The sequence below is a fragment of the Dysosmobacter sp. HCP28S3_G4 genome (assembly GCF_052065175.1).
Lineage (GTDB): Bacteria > Bacillota > Clostridia > Oscillospirales > Oscillospiraceae > Oscillibacter.
Genome location: NZ_JBQHUP010000016.1, coordinates 20,387 through 39,736, shown reverse-complemented (window position 1 = coordinate 39,736; position 19,350 = coordinate 20,387). Strand labels below are relative to the sequence as shown.

Below are 19,350 nucleotides of genomic sequence, written 5' to 3'. Positions count from 1 at the left end.
AGCGCTTGAAGGCGGAAGTGAAGCTGGACCCGGCGGAGCCGGAGGTCCGGGTGGTGATCCACGCGCCTGCCGTCACGGAGGAGGTGCGGGAGCTGCTGGCCCGGCTGGAGCCGGGGGCGGGACTGCTCCCCGGCTTCCGGGGAACGGAGGTGACACCTCTGGACCCGCTGGACATCCTGCGGTGCTACGGGGAGGACAAGGGCGTCTTCGCCCAGACGGAGACGGGGACGTATCAGCTGCGGCTGCGGCTGTATGAGCTGGAGCGGCGGCTGCCGGGGGACCGGTTCGTCCGGGTCTCCCACTCGGAGATCGTGAATCTGCGGAAGGTGACGGCCCTGGACCTGTCCCTCACCGGCACCATCCGCATGACCCTCACCGGCGGCGTCACGGTGTACGTCTCCCGCCGGTACGTGAAGAAGATCAGGGAGGTGCTGGGATTGTGAGCGAGCGCAAGGAACTCTTCCGGGAAGTGCTGCGCCGGGCGGGCATCGGATTTCCCTGCGGCGCGGCGGCGGTCTATCTGGTATTCCTGTTGGGAGGACTGTTCGCCTTTCCGGTACAGGAGGGGAACAGCGTTCCGGTGGTGACCGCCGCCATGGTGGAACAGTGGGGAAATCCCGTCACGGCGGCCCTGGTGCAGTTTTTATGGTCCGGCCTTTTGGGTGCGGTGCTGGAGACGGCAGAAGTGCCCTTCCGGCTGGAGCGGCACACCTGGATCTGGTCGGGCGTTCACTTCCTGTTGACGGCGGCGGTGTTTTCACTGGTGGGATACCAGTGCCGGTGGTTCCCCTACCGGGAGACATGGCTGTGCATACTGGGGCTGCTGTTGCTGTGCTATCTGCTGATGTGGGCAGTGCGGTATGTGGGCTGGCGGCAGGATGTCCGGGCCATCCGCAAAGGCGTGGGCCTACCGGAGGAGCCGGAGCGTCCCGTCTGGCGGAGGGCTGTGCCCTACGGGCTGCTGGCAGTGGGCGTGGAACTGATGCTGCCCTGGCTGCTGCGGGTATTGGACGCCCGGGACGTGCCGGTGCTGACCGGAATTTTCTATCCTTTCCTCATTCTGCCGCTGTTCTGCTTTTTCAGCAGTGCATCTCTGGGGAAGCGGTGCCGGCGGCTATGGCTGTGCTACCCGGTTCTTTGTGGTGCGCTGACGCTGCCGTGTGTGTTCCTGCTGTACAACTCCAGCGCTCTGTTCCAGGTCTGGGTGGCGGCCATCGCCGCTCTGGCGGGAGGATTGCTGGGGACGCTGCTCCGCCAACGGACGAAGCGCGGGTGAGAGAGGCGGCGGATCGGTCAAAGGGAGGAACCACGGAAATGAGGGAGGCATTGCGGCGCGTCAGTCTGGCTATGCTTGCAGCCGCGGTCATATGCGTGGGCTGCACGCTGTCCGCGCCCAATCTGGGCAGGACGGTTTATATCGGCTCTTTCAAGTTCGGAGTTGAGCTGTGGAGACTCTGCTATGCCCTTTATGTGCTGACCATGTGCGGCCTGTTCGTCGCCTCGTTCTTTGTAAAAGACCGCCGGAGATCAACAGGTGGGACGCCGGAGCAGCCCGGCGGTTCCGGACCGCCTGCTAATTTTTAGGGAAATTGGGAACAAACCAGCCTCCTCCGCCGTCTATACAGGCAGAGGAGGCTGATGCTTTTTGAAAAAGTGGAGTTTGTTCCTGGGCATCTATTTCTGCCTGTGCCTGATTCTGGGCGGCTGCGGGGCGGCCCAAACCGCCGGGAAGACCGGCGGAAGCGCCCCGGCGGGCGCGTCCGTCTCCGGAGAAGATCTCTCTGCCGGTGGGACCGAAGCGGCGGAGGGCGTCACGGAGACCTTCCGGGTCATTCAGGCGGACGGCGGCGTCCTGCTGCTGGCGAAGGAGAACGGCGATTCGGGGGACGTCTATACACTGGTGACGGAAAACCTGCCGTCTGATTCCGACGAAAATCTCACCGCCGGGGCGCTGGCGGAGATCACATACGACGGCATGATCCTGGAGACGTATCCCGCCCAGTTCGCCAATGTGACCTCCGTAAACATTCTGCCCGACGGCTTCAATGACCTGTGCGCCCTGTATCTGGACGTGCTGGAGGACCTGTGGACGGTGGATCCCGGCCTCAACAGCGACGGCCTGACCTATATCGGCGCGGACCTGTCCCGGACCCGTCTGACGGACAGCGAGCAGTCGGCGGTGGCCTGGGCCTTCGCCGCCCGCCACAGCGGGGAGCCGGTCACCGGCACCTTCCAGGAACTGGCAGAGCAGGGCTATTTCACCGCGTCCCACGTCAGCACCCTGGCACCGGAGGAGGGGGAGCCCATCCCGGCGGCGTGGTATCAGTGGGAGGACGGCTGCCTGTTCTCCGTCACGGAGACGGAGGGCGATGTGTATTTCCTGCCCGAAGGGGAGGAGGCGGTGTCCTTCGACGCGCAGAAGTGGCGTTCCGGGACGGGGGCTTATTTCTTCTGTGACTGCACCGCCTTCCGGGACCGGGACGGCCATTGGGTCGGGTATACCGTGGGCGCCGAGGCCATCTCCTGAGTGGGAAAATGGGGTGGAAAAATCCCGTTCTCTCTTGTAAATTCAGCCGGAAGGGAGTATACTATTTGCATTTGTACGGGAAATACACGTCCCTTCCATCATAACAAGAAAAACGGGTGAATCATTTATGAGTTACACAAAGATCGCGTCCATCTACGCCGACAGCGACGTCCATGCCGGCAAGGAAGTCACGGTGGGCGGCTGGGCCCGCACCATCCGGGACATGAAGAACTTCGGCTTCATCGAGCTGAACGACGGCTCCTGCTTCAGAAACCTGCAGGTGGTCATGGAGGCCGGAAGCCTGGAGAATTATAAGGAGATCGCCGCCCAGAACGTGGGCGCGGCACTCATCGTCACCGGCACCATCGTGCTGACCCCGGAGGCCAAGCAGCCTCTGGAGCTGAAGGCCGCCGCCATCGAGGTGGCCGGCCCCTCCACGCCGGACTATCCCCTCCAGAAGAAGCGCCACACCGTGGAGTATCTGCGGACCATCCAGCATCTGCGGCCCCGGACGAACCTGTTCTCCGCCGTGTTCCGGGTGCGGTCCGTGGCGGCCATGGCCATCCACGAGTTCTTCCAGAGCCGTGGCTTCGTCTACGTCCATACCCCCATCATCACCGCCAGCGACTGCGAGGGCGCCGGTGAGATGTTCCGGGTCACCACCCTGGACCCCCAGAATCCGCCCCTAAAGGACGACGGCACCGTGGACTTCTCCCAGGACTTCTTCGGCAAGCCCGCCAACCTGACGGTGTCCGGCCAGCTGAACGCGGAGAACTTCGCCATGGCCTTCGGCGACATTTACACCTTCGGCCCCACCTTCCGGGCGGAGAACTCCAACACCCAGCGCCACGCCGCCGAGTTCTGGATGATCGAGCCGGAGATGGCCTTCTGCGACCTGAAGGGCGACATGGACGTGGCGGAGGCCATGATCAAGTATATCATCAAGCGCACCATGGAGCGCTGCCCGGACGAGATGGCCTTCTTCAACCAGTTCGTTGACAAGGGCCTCATTGAGCGGCTGAACCATGTGGCGTCCTCCGACTTCGGCCGGGTGACTTACACCGAGGCCGTGGAGATCCTGAAGAAGCACAACGACCAGTTCGACTACAAGGTGGACTGGGGCACCGACCTCCAGACGGAGCACGAGCGGTTCCTGACGGAGCAGGTGTTCAAGCGCCCGGTGTTCGTCACCGACTATCCCAAGGAGATCAAGGCTTTCTACATGCGCCTTAACGACGACGGCAAGACCGTGGCCGCGGCGGACTGCCTGGTGCCCGGCATCGGCGAGATCATCGGCGGCAGCCAGCGCGAGGAGCGGCTGGACATTCTGGAGAGCCGCATCCAGGAGCTGGGTATGCGGAAAGAGGACTACTGGTGGTATCTGGATCTCCGGCGCTACGGCGGCTGCAAGCACGCGGGCTACGGCCTGGGCTTCGAGCGGATGGTGATGTACCTCACCGGCGTCAGCAACATCCGGGACGTGCTGCCCCATCCCCGCACCGTGGGCAACGCGGAGTTTTAAAGAAATTTCCAAGGGGGACTTCGTCCCCCTTAGACGCAGAAAGGATCCGGCCCCAATGAGGCCGGATCCTTTCTGCTGAACCCCCTCACCAGTGACATCGGTCACTGGTGTCGCCGCCCACGGCGGCTGGGGTATCGGTATTTTTCCGACGTACACGCCGCCGGAAAAATGATTCCGGCAGGTTCTTTTGCTGCGGGCAAAAGAACCGGGGGAAACCCACGGTTTCCCCCTGGCCCCCTTTCCCGGGATGGTGAGTGACGGGGACGCTGCGGTTCCAAGGACACTTTCTTGCGGGGTAGATGTCCTCACCGGTCTGTTTTTTCTCCGGCGGCGGGGAGATCCATGCCCTCCTCCCACAGGAGAATGGCGTCATCGCCCTGGCCCAGATAGATATGAGTGACCTCTGCCGCACCGCGTTCCTCCGCCGTCTCGTTATAGGCCGCCACATCGATCTCATAGTCCTCGTCCCACAGGCCGCCGACAGTACTGCGGCTGCCGATCAGGACCGGACGCAGAGGACGGACATACATGCTTCCATTCTCATCGTAGGTATAGCGAACCTCCCGCAGGTCTTTTTCGTCGTTGACAAACAGGTGGAAACGGACCACGCCGTCTTCCTGGGACAGGTCTGTGATCTCAATATCTCCGTTGTCCACCGGAAGCCAGTTGACGTTTGCCAGCAGCTGCCAGCCGCCGGTCAGGAAGCCGCAGAGGACGGCCGCCACGGCCGCGCCCCTCAGCCGCGCCCGCCATTTGCTCCGGGCCCACTCCTTTGAGATCTTCCGCACCGCCGCCGCATCGTCAGCGGCGGCTTTCTGCTTCTCCGGCAGCGGCGCGTCCAGGGCGGACAGCGCCTCCCGGCAGGTTTTGCAGGATGCCAGATGCTCCTCCACCGCCGCCTGACTGGCGGCGGAGCAAACGCCGTCGTGGTACAGCGGCAGCAGGTCCTGAATGATATCGCAGTTCATTCCAATGCCTCCTTCAGCTTTTTCCTGGCCCGGAAGTAGATGACCCGGGCCCAGCTCTCGGTCTTGCCGAACAGCTCGCCGATCTGCGCGAAGGGCAGCTCTCCGAAGGTCCGCAGGGAGAACACCTCTTTATACGGCTCCGGCAGCTGATGCAGCAGGTGGTGGAGCCGCCGGGCGGTGTCCCGGTCCGCAAAGCCCTCCTCGATGCCGCCGTCGCCGGGCTCTCCCTCCAATTCGCCCTGGTGCTTTTCCCGGCGGCACAGGGACAGATACTGATTCCGGGCAATCTGGCACAGCCACACCCGCAGCTGACAGTCCCCGCGGAAGGAGTCGATGGAGGTCAGGGCCCGGAAGAAGGTCTCCTGGGTCACCTCCTCCGCTGTGGCCGCATTTCCGGACAGCGCCAGCACATACCGGTATACGTCGGCGAAGTATCGCCGGTAGATCTCCTCAAAGTCCGGTTCCGTTACTTGCTCACCGCCTTTCGCACGTTTCATCCATAAGACGCCGGGGCTGTGGATCCGTTTCAAACTTCCCGGCTTTGTTCGGGCAAAAAAGAGGTATCACAGATGTGATACCTCTTTGTGTTCGGATGGGAACTGCTTACAGGATGTGCATGCCGCCCACGTAGTACTTGTTGTGAGAGCCGCTGTACAGATCGCTGATGATGACGCCGCCCTGAGAGGGGGAGGAGGAGTGGATGAACTGTCCGCCGCCGATGTAGATGCCCACGTGAGAGCAGGCCTTGCCGTTGGAGTAGGCGGGGTTGCAGAAGAACACCAGATCGCCGGGCTGCAGCTGGCTGCGGTCATAGCTCCGGGTGCCCTTGCCGCTCTGCCACTGGCTGGTGGCGGAGTGGGGCAGGGAGACGCCGAACTTATTGTATATGTACATGGTGAAGCCGGAGCAGTCGAAGCCGCTGGGAGAGGCGCCGCCGTAGACATAGCGGGTGCCCAGATACTGCTTGGCGGCAGCCACGATGCTGGCGCCGGCTTCGGAGGCGGCGGGAGCGGTGGTGGTCAAATCCACAAAATCGCTGCGGACATAGCCGGTGGTGCCGCTCTGGAAGGTGACGCCGTACCAGCCGTCCGCGAAGGAGTTGACGGTGACAGAGGTGCCCTTGGAGGCGGAGGTGACGATATTGGCCTCGGTGGAGGCTGCGTCACGGACGTTGACGCCGTCGCCGTTGATGCGGCCGGGAGCGGTGAACAGACCGTCCTGATCCGGGATCAGGTAGTCAGCAAAGATATAGCCGGACTGGCCGTTGAAGGCGATGGGATACCAGCCGTCCTGAGCGTCGCCCAGCACGGCGACAGCGGTGTTTTTCTCCAGATTGGTGATAATGGAGGAGGACGTACTGGCCTCTGTGCGCATTCTGACGCTGGAGCCGGTGACGGCGCCCACGTATGCCGCCTGATCGGCGGCCAGCGCGGTGGCACCCAGCAGGAGGGTGGTGACGGCGGAGAAGAACAGAACTTTGACTGCCTTGCCTGCAAAGTGTGTCATCAGTTACGTTTCCTTTCTGAATATCTTGTGTAGAGTGGGAAGGGACGGGAGAAAATCGGTTATTTCTCCTTGCCGGCCAGAGCCCGCTCCAGCCAGATGGCGCCGATATCCATAGCGGCGTAAAGACTGTCCTTTTCGCTCCGCTTGACGATGCGGTCCCGGGAACGCAGGTCCGGGTCCGTCAGCTGAAGCTGGACGGAGACCTTGGTGGCGACCTTCAGGTCCTGCACGGTCTTGGTGTCCAGAACCTGCATCATGATGATATATTTGTCAGCCATAGAGCCGTAATAGATCAGATTATCGACCCGGCGAAGGGGATGACCCCGGTAGACAAGGCCCTCGGCCTTGGTTTTCGTATCAGCCATAATATGCTCCTTTGAAACTTTTGTAACCGAATTGTAACATATCTTTTCCAATGTGTCAATATTTGCCCTTGTTTTTTCTGACGGAAAAAATCATCCAACATTTGACACAATCTATAAAAAACTGCAAAAAATCCCGCCGGAACAAGCGGAGAATCATTCCATTCTCCGGCTTGCCGGCGGGAAAATCCGTCGAAAGCTGATTACAAATTGTTACCGATTGTTACTGGTTCAGATAGTTCCGCACCAGTACCTGCAGCAGCTCGTCCCGATCGATCTTCCGGATGAGGGTGCGGGCGTTATTGTGGTTGGTGATATAGGTGGGGTCCTCGGACAGGATATAGCCCACGATTTGATTGATGGGGTTGTAACCCTTTTCCTCCAACGCCTGATAGACCGTGGAGAGGATCTGATGGATCTCCGCGTCCTTTTCCTGGGGGATGCGGAACTTCCGGGTAAAATCGTCCATACAGACACCACCTTTCCTTGCGCTGATCCCAAGTGATCCTGAATACACCTTAGTATACTCGCTTTTTCCCGGCCTGTAAAGAGAAATTTCAAAAACTCTCCCTGGAAGAAGACGCCGGAAGGGCCGCCGCGGCGGCCCTTCCGGAACATGGATGGATATGCAGGGCGGAGCTTTTTACCGCAGCACGGCGTCCAGCTCGGACTTCAGCAGCTCCAGGATGGACTTGACGTCTTCGTCGGCCTCTTCGGCGGTGAGGTTGCGGTCATCGGAGCGGAGGGTCAGGCTGAAGGCCACGCTCTTCTTGCCCTCGGGGATGCCAGTGCCGGTGTAGATGTCGAACAGGGCCACGTCCTTCAGCAGGCCCTTGGCGCCCCGGCGGATGCAGTCCTCCAGCGCGCCCACGGTGACGGCCTTGTCGCAGACCACGGCGATGTCGCGGGTGACGGCGGGGAACTTGGGCAGGGGATGGTACACCGGCATGCCGCCTTGGCAGGCGAACAGGGCGGGGAAGCGCAGCTCGGCGGCGTACAGCTCGCAGTCCACGCCGTAGTTCTCCGCCACGTGGGGATGGATCTGGCCCAGGACTCCCAGCAGCGTGTCGCCGCACCAGACCTTGGCGCAGCGGCCGGGATGGTAGGAGGGATTGGCGGTCTCCGCCTCGTAGCGGACGCCGGTGATGCGCATACCCTTCAGCACCGTCTCCACGGCGCCTTTCAGGGTGTAGAAGTCCATGTCCTCGCCGTATGCGCCCAGGGACAGCACCTTGGGCTCATCGGCCATGCCGGAGCCGTCGTTTTTGGCGAAGTAGGTCCGGCCCAGCTCATAGAGCTTGGCGGACTTGTTCCGGAAGTTGTAGTTCCGGGCCAGGATCTCCAGCATGGAGGGCAGGGTGGTGGTGCGCATGATAGAGGTGTCCTCACCCAGGGGGTTCAGGATCTTCATGGAATTCCGCAGGGGGGAGTCTGCGGGCAGGTCGATTTTGTCGTAATAGGCGTGAGAGATGAAGGAGTAGGTGATGATCTCGCTGTAGCCCGCCGTGCGGCACAGCAGACCGGCGGTGCGCTCCGCCTGCTGCTCCTCGGTGTAGCCCACACGGGGGGAGACGCCCCGGGACAGGGTGTCCGGGATGGCGTTGTAGCCGTGGAACCGGGCCACCTCCTCGGCGATGTCGGCCATGCCCTCCACATCGGCGCGCCAGGAGGGGACGGTGATGGTGTTTCCGTCCAGCTGGAAGTCCAGCCGGGTCAGGATGTCCCGCATCTCGCTCTCCGGCACGTCGATGCCCAGCAGGCCGTTGACCTTCTCCGGCTCCAGGGGAATGGTGTGGGGGGCGGAGTCCCTGGCGATGACGTCCATGACGCCGTCCACCACTTCGCCGCAGCCCAGCAGCTCCACCAGCTCGCAGGCCCGCTGAACGGCCTTCATGGTGTTCATGGGGTCCAGACCCTTCTCGTACCGGGCGGAGGCGTCGGTGCGCATGCCCAGGGCCAGGGCGGTGCGGCGGATGGAGGCGCCGTTGAAGTTGGCGGACTCGAACAGCACCTGGGCGGTGTCGCCCACGATCTCGCTGTTGGCGCCGCCCATGACGCCGGCCACGCACACGGGCCGGTTCTCGTCGCAGATGCAGAGCATATTGGTGGTCAGCTGATGGTCCTTGCCGTCCAGGGTCTGGATGGTCTCGCCCTCCCGGGCGGTGCGGACGATGATGTGGCCGCCCTCCACGCAGGAGAAGTCAAAGGCGTGCATGGGCTGGCCGTACTCCAGCATGACGTAGTTGGTGATGTCCACGATGTTGTTGATGGGCCGGACGCCGGAGTTCCGCAGCCGCTCCCGCATCCAGGCGGGGGACGGGCCGATCTTCACGTTTTTCACCATCCGGGCGGTGTACCGGGGGCACAGGTCCGGGTCGTCGATGTCGATGTCCACCAGCTCCGCGATGCTGCCGCCGCAGCCCTTGATCTCCGGAGTGTGGAGAGTCAGGGGCTTGTTGAAGGTGACGGCGGCCTCCCGGGCCAGACCGATGACGCTGAGGCAGTCGGGCCGGTTGGGGGTGATTTCGAACTCCACCACATGATCATCGGCGCCGATGACGGCGGCGATATCGTCGCCGGGCTTCACGCCCTCCTCATGGAGGACGAAGATGCCGTCGGGGATGCAGTGGGGGAACTCCTTCTGGTCGGCGTGGAGGTCCTCCAGGGTGCAGATAGTACCGGACTTGGTGTTGTAGGCCACCAGATCGCCCTCATGGATGTTGGCGCAGGCAGTGGCGGCGTCCACGGTGTCCTCTCCGGTGTACAGCTTCAGGTCATAGGTGAAGCCATCGCCCACCACGGAGGTGACCCGGGCGGCGATGACGGGGCCGTAGATCTTGTGGCCGGGCTGGACGCCGGCGGGGATGGAGGGCTTGTCCTTGTCCAGGGGCTTGTAGTCGTTCAGCAGGGCGGCGGGGGTGATGACGGCGTAGGGATAGTCATGCTCGGCGGTGAGGCCCAGCTCCTTCAGGGAGCAGAGCATGCCGTTGGACAGCACGCCCCGGAGCTTGCCCTTGGTGATTTTCACGCCGCCGGGCAGCAGGGAGTTGTGCTTGGCCACGGGCACCAGATCGCCCACGTGGATGTTCCAGGCACCGGTGACGATCTGGGTGGGCTCATCGCCGCCCACGTCCAGCTGGCAGACCCACATGTGATCGGAGTCGGGATGGCGCTCCATGGAGAGAATGCGGCCCACGGCCACGTTTTTCAGGGAGTCGTTGAGGACGGTGGTGGTCTCCACCTTGGAGCCGGAGAGGGTCATGGCCTCGCAGAAGTCATGGTCGTTGGCATCCACCTGAACGAACTCATTCAGCCATTTACGGGAAAGTAACATATATCAAACACCTCATAAATCAAAGGATTGACGCGACAGGAAAAGGGGAATCCGGGAAAGGTGCAAAGGAAAAGGGAGGGGCCAGGGAACCGCAGGTTCCCGGTTCTTTTGCCCTCCGGGCAAAAGAATCTGCCGGAATTATTTTTCCGGCGGCGTGTACGTCGGAAAAATACCGAGACCCGTGCGCCCCTGGGGCGCACACACCAGTCCGCAGACTGGTGAGGGGGAATCTAAAGGGGGGACGCAGTCCCCTCTTTAAAACTGCTTCAGGAACCGCACGTCGTTCTCGAAGATAAGCCGCAGGTCGCTGATCTTGAACTGACCCATGGCCAGACGCTCCAGACCGAAGCCGAAGGCGAAGCCGGAGTAGACCTCCGGGTCCACGCCGCAGTTCCGCAGCACCTTGGGATGGACCATGCCGGCGCCCAGCACCTCGATCCAGCCCTCGCCCTTGCAGGTGGGGCAGCCCTTGCCGCCGCACTTGTGGCACTGGATGTCCATTTCGCAGCTGGGCTCGGTGAAGGGGAAGTGATGGGGGCGGAACCGGGTGACGGTGCGCTCACCGTAGATGCGGCGGATGACGGCGTTGAGGGTGCCCTTCAGGTCCGCCATGGTGATGCCCTTGTCCACCACCAGACCCTCGATCTGATGGAACATGGGGGAGTGGGTGGCGTCCACCTCGTCCTTGCGGTACACGCGGCCCGGGGAGATCATGCGGATGGGCACGCCGTAGGTCTCCATGGCCCGGATCTGCATGGGGGACGTCTGGGTCCGCAGCAGGGAGGCGGAGTCCTCGGTGAGATAGAAGGTGTCGGACCACTCCCGGGCGGGATGGTCGTCGGGGGTGTTCAGCTTGGTGAAGTTGTAGTCGGACTGCTCGATCTCCGGGCCTTCGAGAATTTCAAAGCCCATGCCGATGAAGATGTCCTTGATCTCGTCCAGCACCGTGTACATGGGGTGCTTCCGGCCCACCTCCACGGGCTTGCCGGGGACGGTGACGTCCACGGTCTCGGCCTCCAGACGGGCGGCCATGGCCTTCTCCGCCAGCACGGCGGACTGGGCCTCGATGGCCTGCTCCAGGGCGGCGCGGACGTCGTTGGCCATCTGGCCCATGACGGGGCGCTCCTCCGGGGACAGCTTGCCCATCTGCTTCAGGACGGCGGTGAGCTCACCCTTCTTGCCCAGATACTTGACCCGGAGGGCCTCCAGCTCCGCCCCCGTCCGGGTGGCGGCGATGGCCTCCAGCGCACTATGGCGAATGGATTCCAGTTGTTCTTTCATATCAAAACTCCTTTACTTGGATGTGGATGACAAATTCAGAAATGGGCGGCAGCGTACCAGCACCAGTACATGGCAAAGCAGGACCCCAGCAAAATGGGAAGGTATCCGGCGGCTACCGGCCAACCCCGGCGGATGCCATGGCGCAGGGCGCTCCACAGGGCCAATCCCAGTCCCACCCCGCAGAACAGGGGGTAGACGCCCAGCATCATCAGCATGAACAGCGGGAGACAGGCGGGATAGGGCAGCAGAAAGCCGAACAGCGCAATATACAGCACCGGCAGGAGCCGCAGGCTTACCTGGTACGGGATGGTCCCCGGTTCGCGGCGGTCCATGGGCGTCTCCTCCTTACGGGGCACCTCCCGGGCAGCAAAAAAGCCCTCCGTCCCAACTCCTTGGGACGAAAGGCACGTTCCTTCCGCGGTACCACCCAGCTTCGCGCCATGGGGCGCGCACTTGCAGCCCGGATAACGGTGGGCGGACCGCCATGTCTCCATGGAAGCTCCCGGGCGAACCAAACCGGGCGTCCGCAGTCTGGCTTGCAGCCGGTGACCAGACCTCTCTTGGCGGCGTATCGCGGTTATTTTCCCGTTCATCGCTGATATCAAATAACACTTATAACACACAAACAGCCAAAATGCAAGAGAAAAATCCCATTCCGGCGGGCTTTTCCGGACAAGGCGCCGTTGCAATCCGCCGCCGGCCTCCTTATAATAAACGTGATAATCAACGTGATCACAAAAACGACGCAACAAGGAGGAAGCGCACATGAGACTTGCCACGGCGGAGCAGATGCGGGAACTGGACTGGCAGGCCATTCAGGACCGGCAGATTCCCTCCATCGACCTGATGGAGCGGGCAGCGGAGGGCGTGACGGAGGCGGCGCTGTCCCTGCTGCCGGACAGACCGGGAAAATGCCGGGCGGCGGTGTTCTGCGGCGCGGGAAACAACGGCGGCGACGGCATCGCCGCCGCCCGGATGCTGTTTCTGGCGGGGGTGAAGGTCCGGGCGTTTCTGGTGGGCCGCTACGACCGCCTGACCCCCGACTCCCTGGAGATGACGGGACGGCTCAGCGAGTGCGGCGTGGAGCTGGAGCCCTTCGACCCGGACAGCGACGACCAGCGCCGGTGGACCATGACCGCCCAGGTGTGCGTGGACGCGGTGTTCGGCGTGGGCCTCAGCCGGGACGTGGCCCCGGACTCCGCCTTTGCCGCAGCCATCCAATGGATGAACGACAGCCCCGCCGGGATCGTGGCGGCGGACATCGCCTCCGGCGTGGATGCGGACACCGGGGCCATCCGGGGCTGCGCCGTCCGGGCGGACCGGACAGTGACCTTCTCCCTGACGAAGATCGGGCAGCTGGTGGGAGACGGCGCGTTGCTGTCCGGCGAAGTGACGGTGTGGGACATCGGCATCCCGGCGGAGCTGATTCGGAGCGTGCCCTGCCGGACCTTCTCCCTGGAGACGGAGGCCGTCCGCTGCGCCCTGCCCCGCCGGAGGCCCGACGGCCACAAGGGCACCTTCGGCAAGGTGCTCATCGTGGGCGGCGCCGTGGGCTACACCGGCGCGCCGTATCTGACGGCCTCCGCCGCCGTGGGGTCCGGCTGCGGGCTGGTGTACCTGGGGGTGCCGGAGGCCATCTGGCCGGTGGAGGCGGCCAAGTGCGTCTCCGCCATGCCCTTCCCCCTGCCGGACCGGGACGGAAAGCTGTGCGCCGCGGCCCTGCCGGAGATCCGGAAGAAGCTGTCCGGCTGCGATGTGCTGGCATTGGGGCCGGGACTGGGCCGCTCCTTCCAGACAGAGCGGCTGGTGCGGGAGCTGCTGGAGGAGACGGAGAAGCCGGTGGTGCTGGATGCCGACGGCATAAACGCGCTGGAGGGTCATATAGATGTACTGGACCGGCGGCGGGGCCGGGTCACCATTCTGACGCCCCACGACGGGGAATTCGCCCGCCTGGGCGGAGATCTGTCCGGCGGGGACCGGGCGGAGACAGCCCGGCGCTTCGCCGTGGACCACGGCTGCACGCTGGTGCTGAAGGGCCACCGTACCCTGATCGCCGCGCCGGCCGGAACGGTGCTGGTGAACACCACCGGGAACTCCGGCCTGGCCAAGGGCGGCAGCGGCGACGTCCTCACCGGCGTCATCGCGTCGCTGCTGGCCCAGGGAGCGTCCCCGGTGTGGGCGGCGGCCTGCGGCGTCTGGCTCCACGGCCGGGCGGGGGATCTGGCGGCGGAGGAGCTGACGGCCTACGCCATGACGCCGGAAGACGTCATCCGCGAAATGCCGCAGGCATTTCGCGAATTAGGAGTTAGGAATTAGGAATGATTTTTCCGCCTCCTCCTCAATTCCTAATTCCTCATTTCTAATTCCTAATTTTGAATCGGGGTGTTTCGGTGCGCAGATGGAAGACATGCGTACCAATGATGGCCCTCTGCCTGCTGCTGGCCGGATGCGGCGCGGCGGGAGAGGGGGAACCCGCTGGGGACGCCGACGCGCTGCGGCAGACCTACCGGGAGATGGCGGGCTGCGCCATGACGGCGGAGGTGACCTGCGGCGGGGCGGAGGACGTGACGGCCTTCACGGTGCGGTGCCAGTACGACCCGGCGGGGGAGAGTACCGTGGAAGTGACCGCGCCGGATACCGTGGCGGGCATCCGGGCCACTGTGGACGGGGAGACCATGGCCCTGGTATACGACGGGCAGGTGTTTCCTCTGGGGAACCTCAGCAGCGAGGACATCGCCCCGGTATCCTGCCTGCCCCGGCTGATGGATGCCCTGCGGGACGGCTGGCTGCTGGAGGAGAACGGCGAAAAGATGGACGGCGAGGACTGCGTCCGGCTGAGCCTGGACCAGACGGGGGAAAACGGCGGCAAGGTGGTGTCCACCCTCTGGCTCCGCCGGTCCGACGGAACGCCGGTACTGGGGGAGATGGCCGTGGAGGACACGGTGATTTTGCAAGCCCGGTTTACAGACTTTGCATTTGGTGATATAATCACAAAATAGCATTTTTCTGCATGCCCCGTCCTGATAGGACGGGAGGATACCAAAGAATCCAAAGGGGATACGCGCATGGACACGATATTGCGGCGGACCTGGGCGGAGATCGACCTGGACCGTCTGGCGGATAATTATGAGAAGCTGCGGCATCAGATGGGGCCGGAGGCCAAGTACCTGGGCGTGGTGAAAGCCGACGCCTACGGCCACGGCGCCGTGATGACGGCGAAAAAGCTGGAGAAACTGGGGGCGGACTATCTGGCCGTCTCCAATGTGGAGGAGGCGGAGGAGCTGCGCCATCACGGCGTGGGCCTGCCCATCCTGCTGCTGGGGTACACCCCGGCGGAGATGACCGAGACCCTTGTGGACAACAATGTGACCCAGGATGTGCCGTCTCTGGAGATGGCCCGGGCCTATTCCCAGGAGGCCCGGCGGTGCTGCCGGACCCTGCGGGTCCATCTGAAGCTGGACACCGGCATGGGCCGTCTGGGCTTCCAGTGCGACGAGGCCCACTTTGACCGGAGCCTGCGGGAGATCCTGGAGGCCGTCCGGCTGCCGAATCTGGAGTGGGAAGGCGTGTTCATGCACTTCTGCGTCTCCGACGAGCCGGAGAAGCCGGAGAGCGCGGCATTCACCCGCCTCCAGTATGACCGCTTCTGCCGCATGATCCGGGCGGTGGAGGAGGGGGCCGGGATGAAGTTCGCCATCCGGCACTGCTGCAACAGCGGCGGCGTACTGTTCTACCCGGAGTACGCCCTGGACATGTGCCGCCCCGGCATCGTGCTGTACGGCACGGAAAAGATGTCCGTCGATTTCGGATTGAAGCCGGTGATGACCCTGAAGAGCACCATCGGCCCCATCAAGGAGTACGCGCCGGACACCTCCGTCAGCTATGGCCGGACGTATGTCACCGGGGAGAAGCGGCGCATCGGCGTGGTGCCCGTGGGCTATGCAGACGGACTGCCCCGGACGCTGTCCAACCGGTGGAGCCTGATGACCAAGGACGGTCCCGCGCCCATCCGGGGCCGCATCTGCATGGATATGTGCATGGTGGACCTGACGGACCTGCCCAACGTCCGCACCGGCGACGAGGTGGTGGTTTTCGGCGACGGGAATCCGGTAGAGGACATGGCGGAGGCCGTGGGCACCATCACCTACGAACTGCTGTGCGCCGTCTCAAAGCGGGTGCCCCGGGTGTACATCGAGAATGGCCGCGTGGTGGATCGGCACTTGCAGCTGATGCTGTGACATCTCTGCCGCCCCGGCGCCTCCGTCACAGGACGGCGGACTCCGCATACAATGGAATGGGGCGGGAATTGGGCTTTTCAGCCCCTTGACAAAGTATAAATTCCGCAGCCGCGTGGGAGAATGAAAGTGGCCTCACCGCCGGGCGTCCGGCGGCGACGGGTACTACTTTCGGCGGAGTGTGAACTTTGTGGATACAAGTGTGAAGCGCGGTGAGATCTATTATGCCGATCTCTCTCCTGTGGTAGGCAGCGAACAGGGGGGCGTCCGCCCGGTGCTGATCATTCAGAACGACACCGGCAACCGGTACAGCCCCACCGTCATCGCGGCCGCCATCACGTCCCAGACCGGCAAGGCCCGTCTGCCCACCCACATCGAGCTGCCGGTGGAGGAGGAATGCGGTCTGACCAAGGACTCCGTGGTCCTGCTGGAGCAGGTCCGCACCCTGGATAAACGCCGGCTGCGGGAGCGGATGGGCCGCGTGGACGACAAGATCATGGAGAAGATCGACACGGCAATCGCGGTGAGCTTCGGGCTGCCGCACGACCGCATGGTTTGAGGGGCCATGTCCGCGGAAAGGGAATACATACTTCCTTTTCCGCGGATGGGCCGTCCCGATACAAAAGACTGTCAGGAGGTACATATGCGACACAGAGGATGGATGGCGAGGGTTCTGTTTCTGGCGCTGACGGCGGCGGTGAGCGCCACCGTGTTCGCCGCGGCGGCGGAGCCCGGCTCTCAGAGCGACCCGCTGGTGACTCTCAGCTATCTCAACGACACCTATCTCGCCCAGGTGCTGGACAAGGTGGACGCCAAGATCGCCCGGCGGAACAGCACCCTCAGCGCCCAGATCGACCTGTCCGGCGCCGACGTGGTGCTGCCGGACAGCGGAAGCAGCGCCGCCTTCAGTGTGGTGACGCTGTCCCAGGGCCAGACCCTGACAGGGGCCATCGGCTGCGAGGTGATGCTCCGGGTGGGCACCGCCAGCTGCGTGTCGCCCTCCTCACCGGGACTCATCGACGAGACCTCCGGCTCCACGCTGGACGACGGCAAGGCCCTGACCCAGAACCATCTGTACATGATGACCATTGACGGCCGGGGCGTCAAGGCCACCGCCGGAACGGTGAAGCTCCTGGTCCGGGGCGGGTATACCATTGCGTGAATTTTCCAAAACCGCATAAATCAGCCCCGCCGGCGCATAGACTGTGCCGGCGGGGTATTTTTCTGCGGAGCGGGGGTGCGGCGTATGGACAGGGTACCGGTGGTGCTGAACGGACAGACCGTGGGGGATCTGACGGCGGCAAAGGAGGGACTTTACGTCCGCTGCCAGGCCCGGTGCCGCCTGGAACCGGGGACGCTGGCCCGACTGTACGCGGTGGGGAAGACGGGGGAGGCCCGGCTGGGCATCCCGGAGCCCCGGGACGGCGCCTTCTGCCTGGACCGCCGGGTGGCGGCCCGGGAGCTGGAGCCGGCAGGCTTTCTGTTGCGGGGAGAGCTGCGGCCGGTGGGGGCGCCGGAGGAGGACACCGGTGCGTGGCAGCCGGTCTCCGATCCGGAGCGGTTGTTCCGGGGGGACTTCCTGCGCCGGGAGCTGCGGGGCTGTCAGGGCGTTCTGACCCGGACGGGGGACGGTGTGCGGTACGTGGCCCTGCCCTTCGACTGCCGCCGGCCCTTCCTGCTGACGGGACTGTTCTGCTTCGCCCGGGTGCGGCGCATCGGGGGCCGGGATTACGCGGTGTTTGCCTTCGACCGCTGGGAGATGCCGGTGTTCCGGTGAGCGGCCGACGCCGAAAGTTCCGGAAAAGCGCCACAAGATTGAATTTATGTCTACCAAATTTCCAAAAGATGTGATATACTATCTCTAACTACAGACCGTTCTGGTCCGTGGTCCCACGGAAATGCCAAGGAAAACCGCCGGGAGCACCGGCGGAGATACGGAGGTAGACCATGAGATGTCCATTTTGCGGTTACAGTGAGAGCAAGGTGATCGATTCCCGGCCCGCCGACGAGGGCAGCAGCATCCGCCGCCGCAGAGAGTGCCTCTCCTGCCGGAAGCGGTTCACCACCTATGAGACGGTGGAGAGCCTGCCCATGGTGGTCATCAAGAAGGACGGCAGCCGCCAGAGCTTCGACCGGAACAAGATCCTCCGGGGCATGATCCGGGCCTGTGAGAAGCGCCCGGTGTCCCTGGGCGCACTGGAGACCATCGCCGACGAGATCGAGCAGGACCTCCAGAACTCCATGGAGCGGGAGATCCGCACGGAGGTCATCGGCGAGCAGGTGATGACCCGCCTGAAAAAGGTGGATGAGGTGGCCTACGTCCGCTTCGCCTCCGTCTACCGCCAGTTCAAGGACATCGACACGTTTATGACCGAGCTGAACAAGCTGCTGGCGGACAAATGAGCCGCCGGAGGGCTACAGGATATTTTTCAGGCTGAACCGCTCCATCTCGGCCAGCAGGCGGAGCTGGTCCCGCAGATCCGCCACCTCCGCCTGAAACTCCGAGGGCTCCTGTTCCCCGGCAAAGGCGAAGGCCCGGCGGTACATGGCCTCCGCATCGTCTACGGCGTCGTGCTTCTCCACGATGTGGAGGTAGGTCTGATGGCCGGACCAGTCGTCGTAGCTCTGCTGAAGGGCGTCTCCGGCGGCGTCCCAGTCGCCCTCCGACGCCAGCGCCGCCGCTGTCTCCAACTGGGCGGACCACCGCTCTGTGTGATCGGTCATGAGCTGGCAGTTCCAGGCGGAGAAGGCCAGAATGCCGCAGAGAGTAAGGATGGGCGCCAGAAACGACTTCATCTCCCGCCCTCCTTCTCCAGACAGCAGACCGACCCGTCTCCCGCCAGGGTGAACAGGAACACCTCTTTCGGGGAGCGCAGTCCCCGGGCAGTGAGCTGCTCCCGGAGCCAGTCCTCCGTCTTCTCACAGAGGGCCAGGTTCCGCCGCAGGACCCGCCCGTCGTTGATGAGGATCAGGGGCAGGGTCACGTCGTCCTCCACCGGCTGGCGGAGCTGCTTCGCCGTTGGCGGCTGTTCCTGTGCCCACGGGAGGATGGACAGCTGGCCGGAGTTCTCCAGCACCGCGTATTTCACGGCGGAGAGGTCGCAGTAGCCCTGGGTCCGCAGCTCCTCCATCAGTTCGTCGATGGTGAAGCGGTTTTTCCGCATGGCCGCCTGACAGACCCGTCCCTGGTCGATGAGCACCGTGGGGACGCCGCAGGCCAGGTCCCGGAACCGCAGGCTCCGCAGGGACAGCTGGCTCAGCAGCATGGACAGCGACAGCAGTGTCAGAATGGGGATGACCCCCGCCAGCAGCGGGATGCCGAAGTCCTGCATGGGCACTGTGGCCAGGTCCGAGACCATCATGGTCAGCACCAGCTCGCTGGGCTCCAGCTCGCCGATCTGCCGCTTGCCCATGATCCGCAGACCGGCCATGATGAGAAAATAGAGGATCACCGTGCGGAGAAACGCGGTGGCCATTGACATCCCTCCCTGACGGAGAGAGTATCTGCCGGAGAGGTCATTTTTATCCATTTTGGATATTTCCCCGCACCGGGGATCTGTCATATACTGTTGTTCACAGCGTCCAAATCGCAGTAGGGAAAGGAGGTCCATGGGT

At 63.6% G+C, this 19,350-nt stretch carries 22 protein-coding genes; 12 read left to right on the top strand and 10 right to left on the bottom strand.

Translation table 11 applies throughout. The features are described 5' to 3' along the window. The first annotated feature begins 5 nt into the window (after positions 1-5). From ACTNBU_RS05700 to asnS, 5 genes are all read left to right on the top strand, one after another. Positions 6-443 carry a LytTR family DNA-binding domain-containing protein gene (locus ACTNBU_RS05700; RefSeq protein ID WP_441031676.1) on the top strand — a complete coding sequence of 146 codons (438 nt, stop codon included), beginning with the start codon at positions 6-8 and terminating at the stop codon, positions 441-443. Then, a complete protein-coding gene (locus ACTNBU_RS05695) occupies positions 440-1,276 on the top strand; it encodes a DUF3021 family protein (RefSeq protein WP_441031674.1) in 837 nt (278 codons plus the stop codon). The genes ACTNBU_RS05700 and ACTNBU_RS05695 overlap by 4 nt, the downstream gene beginning before the upstream one ends. Positions 1,277-1,314: 38 nt before the next feature. After that, positions 1,315-1,584, top strand: a complete 270-nt coding sequence (locus ACTNBU_RS05690) for a hypothetical protein (protein WP_441031672.1) — start codon at positions 1,315-1,317, stop codon at positions 1,582-1,584. A 61-nt stretch (positions 1,585-1,645) separates the two neighbouring features. Further along, on the top strand, positions 1,646-2,527 hold the full coding sequence (locus ACTNBU_RS05685) for a hypothetical protein (protein WP_441031671.1): 882 nt from the start codon (positions 1,646-1,648) through the stop codon (positions 2,525-2,527). A 127-nt stretch (positions 2,528-2,654) separates the two neighbouring features. Next, complete coding sequence (gene asnS, locus ACTNBU_RS05680) at positions 2,655-4,049, top strand: asparagine--tRNA ligase (RefSeq protein ID WP_441031669.1); 1,395 nt, start codon at positions 2,655-2,657, stop codon at positions 4,047-4,049. Positions 4,050-4,354: 305 nt separating this feature from the next. On the opposite strand, the gene ACTNBU_RS05675 is transcribed toward asnS, so the two are convergent. The 8 genes from ACTNBU_RS05675 to ACTNBU_RS05640 all read right to left on the bottom strand — a co-directional run bounded on the left by ACTNBU_RS05675 (position 4,355) and on the right by ACTNBU_RS05640 (position 11,832). Then, entirely contained in the window at positions 4,355-5,017 is a 663-nt protein-coding gene (locus tag ACTNBU_RS05675; RefSeq protein WP_441031668.1) for a zf-HC2 domain-containing protein, read from the bottom strand. Next, positions 5,014-5,514: an RNA polymerase sigma factor gene (locus ACTNBU_RS05670; protein WP_441031667.1), complete on the bottom strand. Its 501-nt coding sequence runs from the start codon at positions 5,512-5,514 to the stop codon at positions 5,014-5,016. Before ACTNBU_RS05670 ends, ACTNBU_RS05675 begins: the two co-directional genes overlap by 4 nt. A 106-nt stretch (positions 5,515-5,620) precedes the next feature. Further along, positions 5,621-6,523 carry a C40 family peptidase gene (locus ACTNBU_RS05665; protein ID WP_441031665.1) on the bottom strand — a complete coding sequence of 301 codons (903 nt, stop codon included), beginning with the start codon at positions 6,521-6,523 and terminating at the stop codon, positions 5,621-5,623. Between the two features lie 59 nt (positions 6,524-6,582). Beyond that, positions 6,583-6,888, bottom strand: coding sequence for a hypothetical protein (locus ACTNBU_RS05660; protein WP_441031664.1), 306 nt, complete (start codon positions 6,886-6,888; stop codon positions 6,583-6,585). 220 nt (positions 6,889-7,108) lie between these two features. Beyond that, positions 7,109-7,354: an IreB family regulatory phosphoprotein gene (locus ACTNBU_RS05655; protein WP_441031663.1), complete on the bottom strand. Its 246-nt coding sequence runs from the start codon at positions 7,352-7,354 to the stop codon at positions 7,109-7,111. Positions 7,355-7,528: 174 nt separating this feature from the next. After that, complete coding sequence (gene pheT, locus ACTNBU_RS05650; protein ID WP_441031662.1) at positions 7,529-10,219, bottom strand: phenylalanine--tRNA ligase subunit beta; 2,691 nt, start codon at positions 10,217-10,219, stop codon at positions 7,529-7,531. Positions 10,220-10,474: 255 nt separating this feature from the next. Next, positions 10,475-11,500 (bottom strand): phenylalanine--tRNA ligase subunit alpha, encoded by a 1,026-nt coding sequence (gene pheS / locus ACTNBU_RS05645; protein WP_441031660.1) that lies wholly within the window; start codon positions 11,498-11,500, stop codon positions 10,475-10,477. Positions 11,501-11,535: 35 nt separating this feature from the next. After that, positions 11,536-11,832 carry a hypothetical protein gene (locus ACTNBU_RS05640; RefSeq protein ID WP_441031658.1) on the bottom strand — a complete coding sequence of 99 codons (297 nt, stop codon included), beginning with the start codon at positions 11,830-11,832 and terminating at the stop codon, positions 11,536-11,538. Positions 11,833-12,265: 433 nt separating this feature from the next. Between ACTNBU_RS05640 and ACTNBU_RS05635 the strand changes: the two genes are divergently transcribed. From ACTNBU_RS05635 to nrdR, 7 genes are all read left to right on the top strand, one after another. Then, positions 12,266-13,816 carry an NAD(P)H-hydrate dehydratase gene (locus ACTNBU_RS05635; protein WP_441031656.1) on the top strand — a complete coding sequence of 517 codons (1,551 nt, stop codon included), beginning with the start codon at positions 12,266-12,268 and terminating at the stop codon, positions 13,814-13,816. Between the two features lie 101 nt (positions 13,817-13,917). After that, entirely contained in the window at positions 13,918-14,499 is a 582-nt protein-coding gene (locus ACTNBU_RS05630) for a hypothetical protein (protein WP_441031654.1), read from the top strand. Between the two features lie 66 nt (positions 14,500-14,565). Further along, positions 14,566-15,738, top strand: a complete 1,173-nt coding sequence (gene alr, locus ACTNBU_RS05625; RefSeq protein ID WP_441031652.1) for an alanine racemase — start codon at positions 14,566-14,568, stop codon at positions 15,736-15,738. 187 nt (positions 15,739-15,925) lie between these two features. After that, entirely contained in the window at positions 15,926-16,294 is a 369-nt protein-coding gene (locus tag ACTNBU_RS05620; RefSeq protein WP_441031651.1) for a type II toxin-antitoxin system PemK/MazF family toxin, read from the top strand. A gap of 84 nt (positions 16,295-16,378) precedes the next feature. Further along, positions 16,379-16,897 carry a hypothetical protein gene (locus tag ACTNBU_RS05615; protein WP_441031649.1) on the top strand — a complete coding sequence of 173 codons (519 nt, stop codon included), beginning with the start codon at positions 16,379-16,381 and terminating at the stop codon, positions 16,895-16,897. Positions 16,898-16,981: 84 nt separating this feature from the next. Continuing rightward, entirely contained in the window at positions 16,982-17,512 is a 531-nt protein-coding gene (locus ACTNBU_RS05610) for a hypothetical protein (RefSeq protein ID WP_441031647.1), read from the top strand. Positions 17,513-17,682: 170 nt separating this feature from the next. Then, positions 17,683-18,138, top strand: coding sequence for a transcriptional regulator NrdR (nrdR, locus tag ACTNBU_RS05605; protein WP_441031645.1), 456 nt, complete (start codon positions 17,683-17,685; stop codon positions 18,136-18,138). A 12-nt stretch (positions 18,139-18,150) separates the two neighbouring features. Here the strand turns inward: nrdR and ACTNBU_RS05600 are convergent, their stop codons facing one another. Beyond that, the gene (locus ACTNBU_RS05600) at positions 18,151-18,531 is read right to left on the bottom strand and encodes a DUF4363 family protein (RefSeq protein ID WP_441031643.1); all 381 of its coding nucleotides are present in this window, start codon (positions 18,529-18,531) and stop codon (positions 18,151-18,153) included. Next, positions 18,528-19,211 (bottom strand): DUF421 domain-containing protein, encoded by a 684-nt coding sequence (locus tag ACTNBU_RS05595; protein ID WP_441031641.1) that lies wholly within the window; start codon positions 19,209-19,211, stop codon positions 18,528-18,530. The genes ACTNBU_RS05600 and ACTNBU_RS05595 overlap by 4 nt, the downstream gene beginning before the upstream one ends. Positions 19,212-19,350 lie beyond the last annotated feature (139 nt).

What these genes read in the sequence shown, in the direction of transcription:
- ACTNBU_RS05690 (WP_441031672.1), top strand. Translation starts at nt 1,315, where the DNA reads ATGAGGGAGGCATTGCGGCGCGTCAGTCTGGCTATGCTTGCAGCCGCG.
- asnS (WP_441031669.1), top strand. Translation starts at nt 2,655, where the DNA reads ATGAGTTACACAAAGATCGCGTCCATCTACGCCGACAGCGACGTCCAT.
- ACTNBU_RS05675 (WP_441031668.1), bottom strand. Translation starts at nt 5,017, where the DNA reads ATGAACTGCGATATCATTCAGGACCTGCTGCCGCTGTACCACGACGGC.
- ACTNBU_RS05670 (WP_441031667.1), bottom strand. Translation starts at nt 5,514, where the DNA reads ATGAAACGTGCGAAAGGCGGTGAGCAAGTAACGGAACCGGACTTTGAG.
- ACTNBU_RS05665 (WP_441031665.1), bottom strand. Translation starts at nt 6,523, where the DNA reads ATGACACACTTTGCAGGCAAGGCAGTCAAAGTTCTGTTCTTCTCCGCC.
- ACTNBU_RS05660 (WP_441031664.1), bottom strand. Translation starts at nt 6,888, where the DNA reads ATGGCTGATACGAAAACCAAGGCCGAGGGCCTTGTCTACCGGGGTCAT.
- ACTNBU_RS05655 (WP_441031663.1), bottom strand. Translation starts at nt 7,354, where the DNA reads ATGGACGATTTTACCCGGAAGTTCCGCATCCCCCAGGAAAAGGACGCG.
- pheT (WP_441031662.1), bottom strand. Translation starts at nt 10,219, where the DNA reads ATGTTACTTTCCCGTAAATGGCTGAATGAGTTCGTTCAGGTGGATGCC.
- pheS (WP_441031660.1), bottom strand. Translation starts at nt 11,500, where the DNA reads ATGAAAGAACAACTGGAATCCATTCGCCATAGTGCGCTGGAGGCCATC.
- ACTNBU_RS05640 (WP_441031658.1), bottom strand. Translation starts at nt 11,832, where the DNA reads ATGGACCGCCGCGAACCGGGGACCATCCCGTACCAGGTAAGCCTGCGG.
- ACTNBU_RS05635 (WP_441031656.1), top strand. Translation starts at nt 12,266, where the DNA reads ATGAGACTTGCCACGGCGGAGCAGATGCGGGAACTGGACTGGCAGGCC.
- ACTNBU_RS05630 (WP_441031654.1), top strand. Translation starts at nt 13,918, where the DNA reads ATGATGGCCCTCTGCCTGCTGCTGGCCGGATGCGGCGCGGCGGGAGAG.
- alr (WP_441031652.1), top strand. Translation starts at nt 14,566, where the DNA reads ATGGACACGATATTGCGGCGGACCTGGGCGGAGATCGACCTGGACCGT.
- ACTNBU_RS05615 (WP_441031649.1), top strand. Translation starts at nt 16,379, where the DNA reads ATGCGACACAGAGGATGGATGGCGAGGGTTCTGTTTCTGGCGCTGACG.
- ACTNBU_RS05610 (WP_441031647.1), top strand. Translation starts at nt 16,982, where the DNA reads ATGGACAGGGTACCGGTGGTGCTGAACGGACAGACCGTGGGGGATCTG.
- nrdR (WP_441031645.1), top strand. Translation starts at nt 17,683, where the DNA reads ATGAGATGTCCATTTTGCGGTTACAGTGAGAGCAAGGTGATCGATTCC.
- ACTNBU_RS05600 (WP_441031643.1), bottom strand. Translation starts at nt 18,531, where the DNA reads ATGAAGTCGTTTCTGGCGCCCATCCTTACTCTCTGCGGCATTCTGGCC.
- ACTNBU_RS05595 (WP_441031641.1), bottom strand. Translation starts at nt 19,211, where the DNA reads ATGGCCACCGCGTTTCTCCGCACGGTGATCCTCTATTTTCTCATCATG.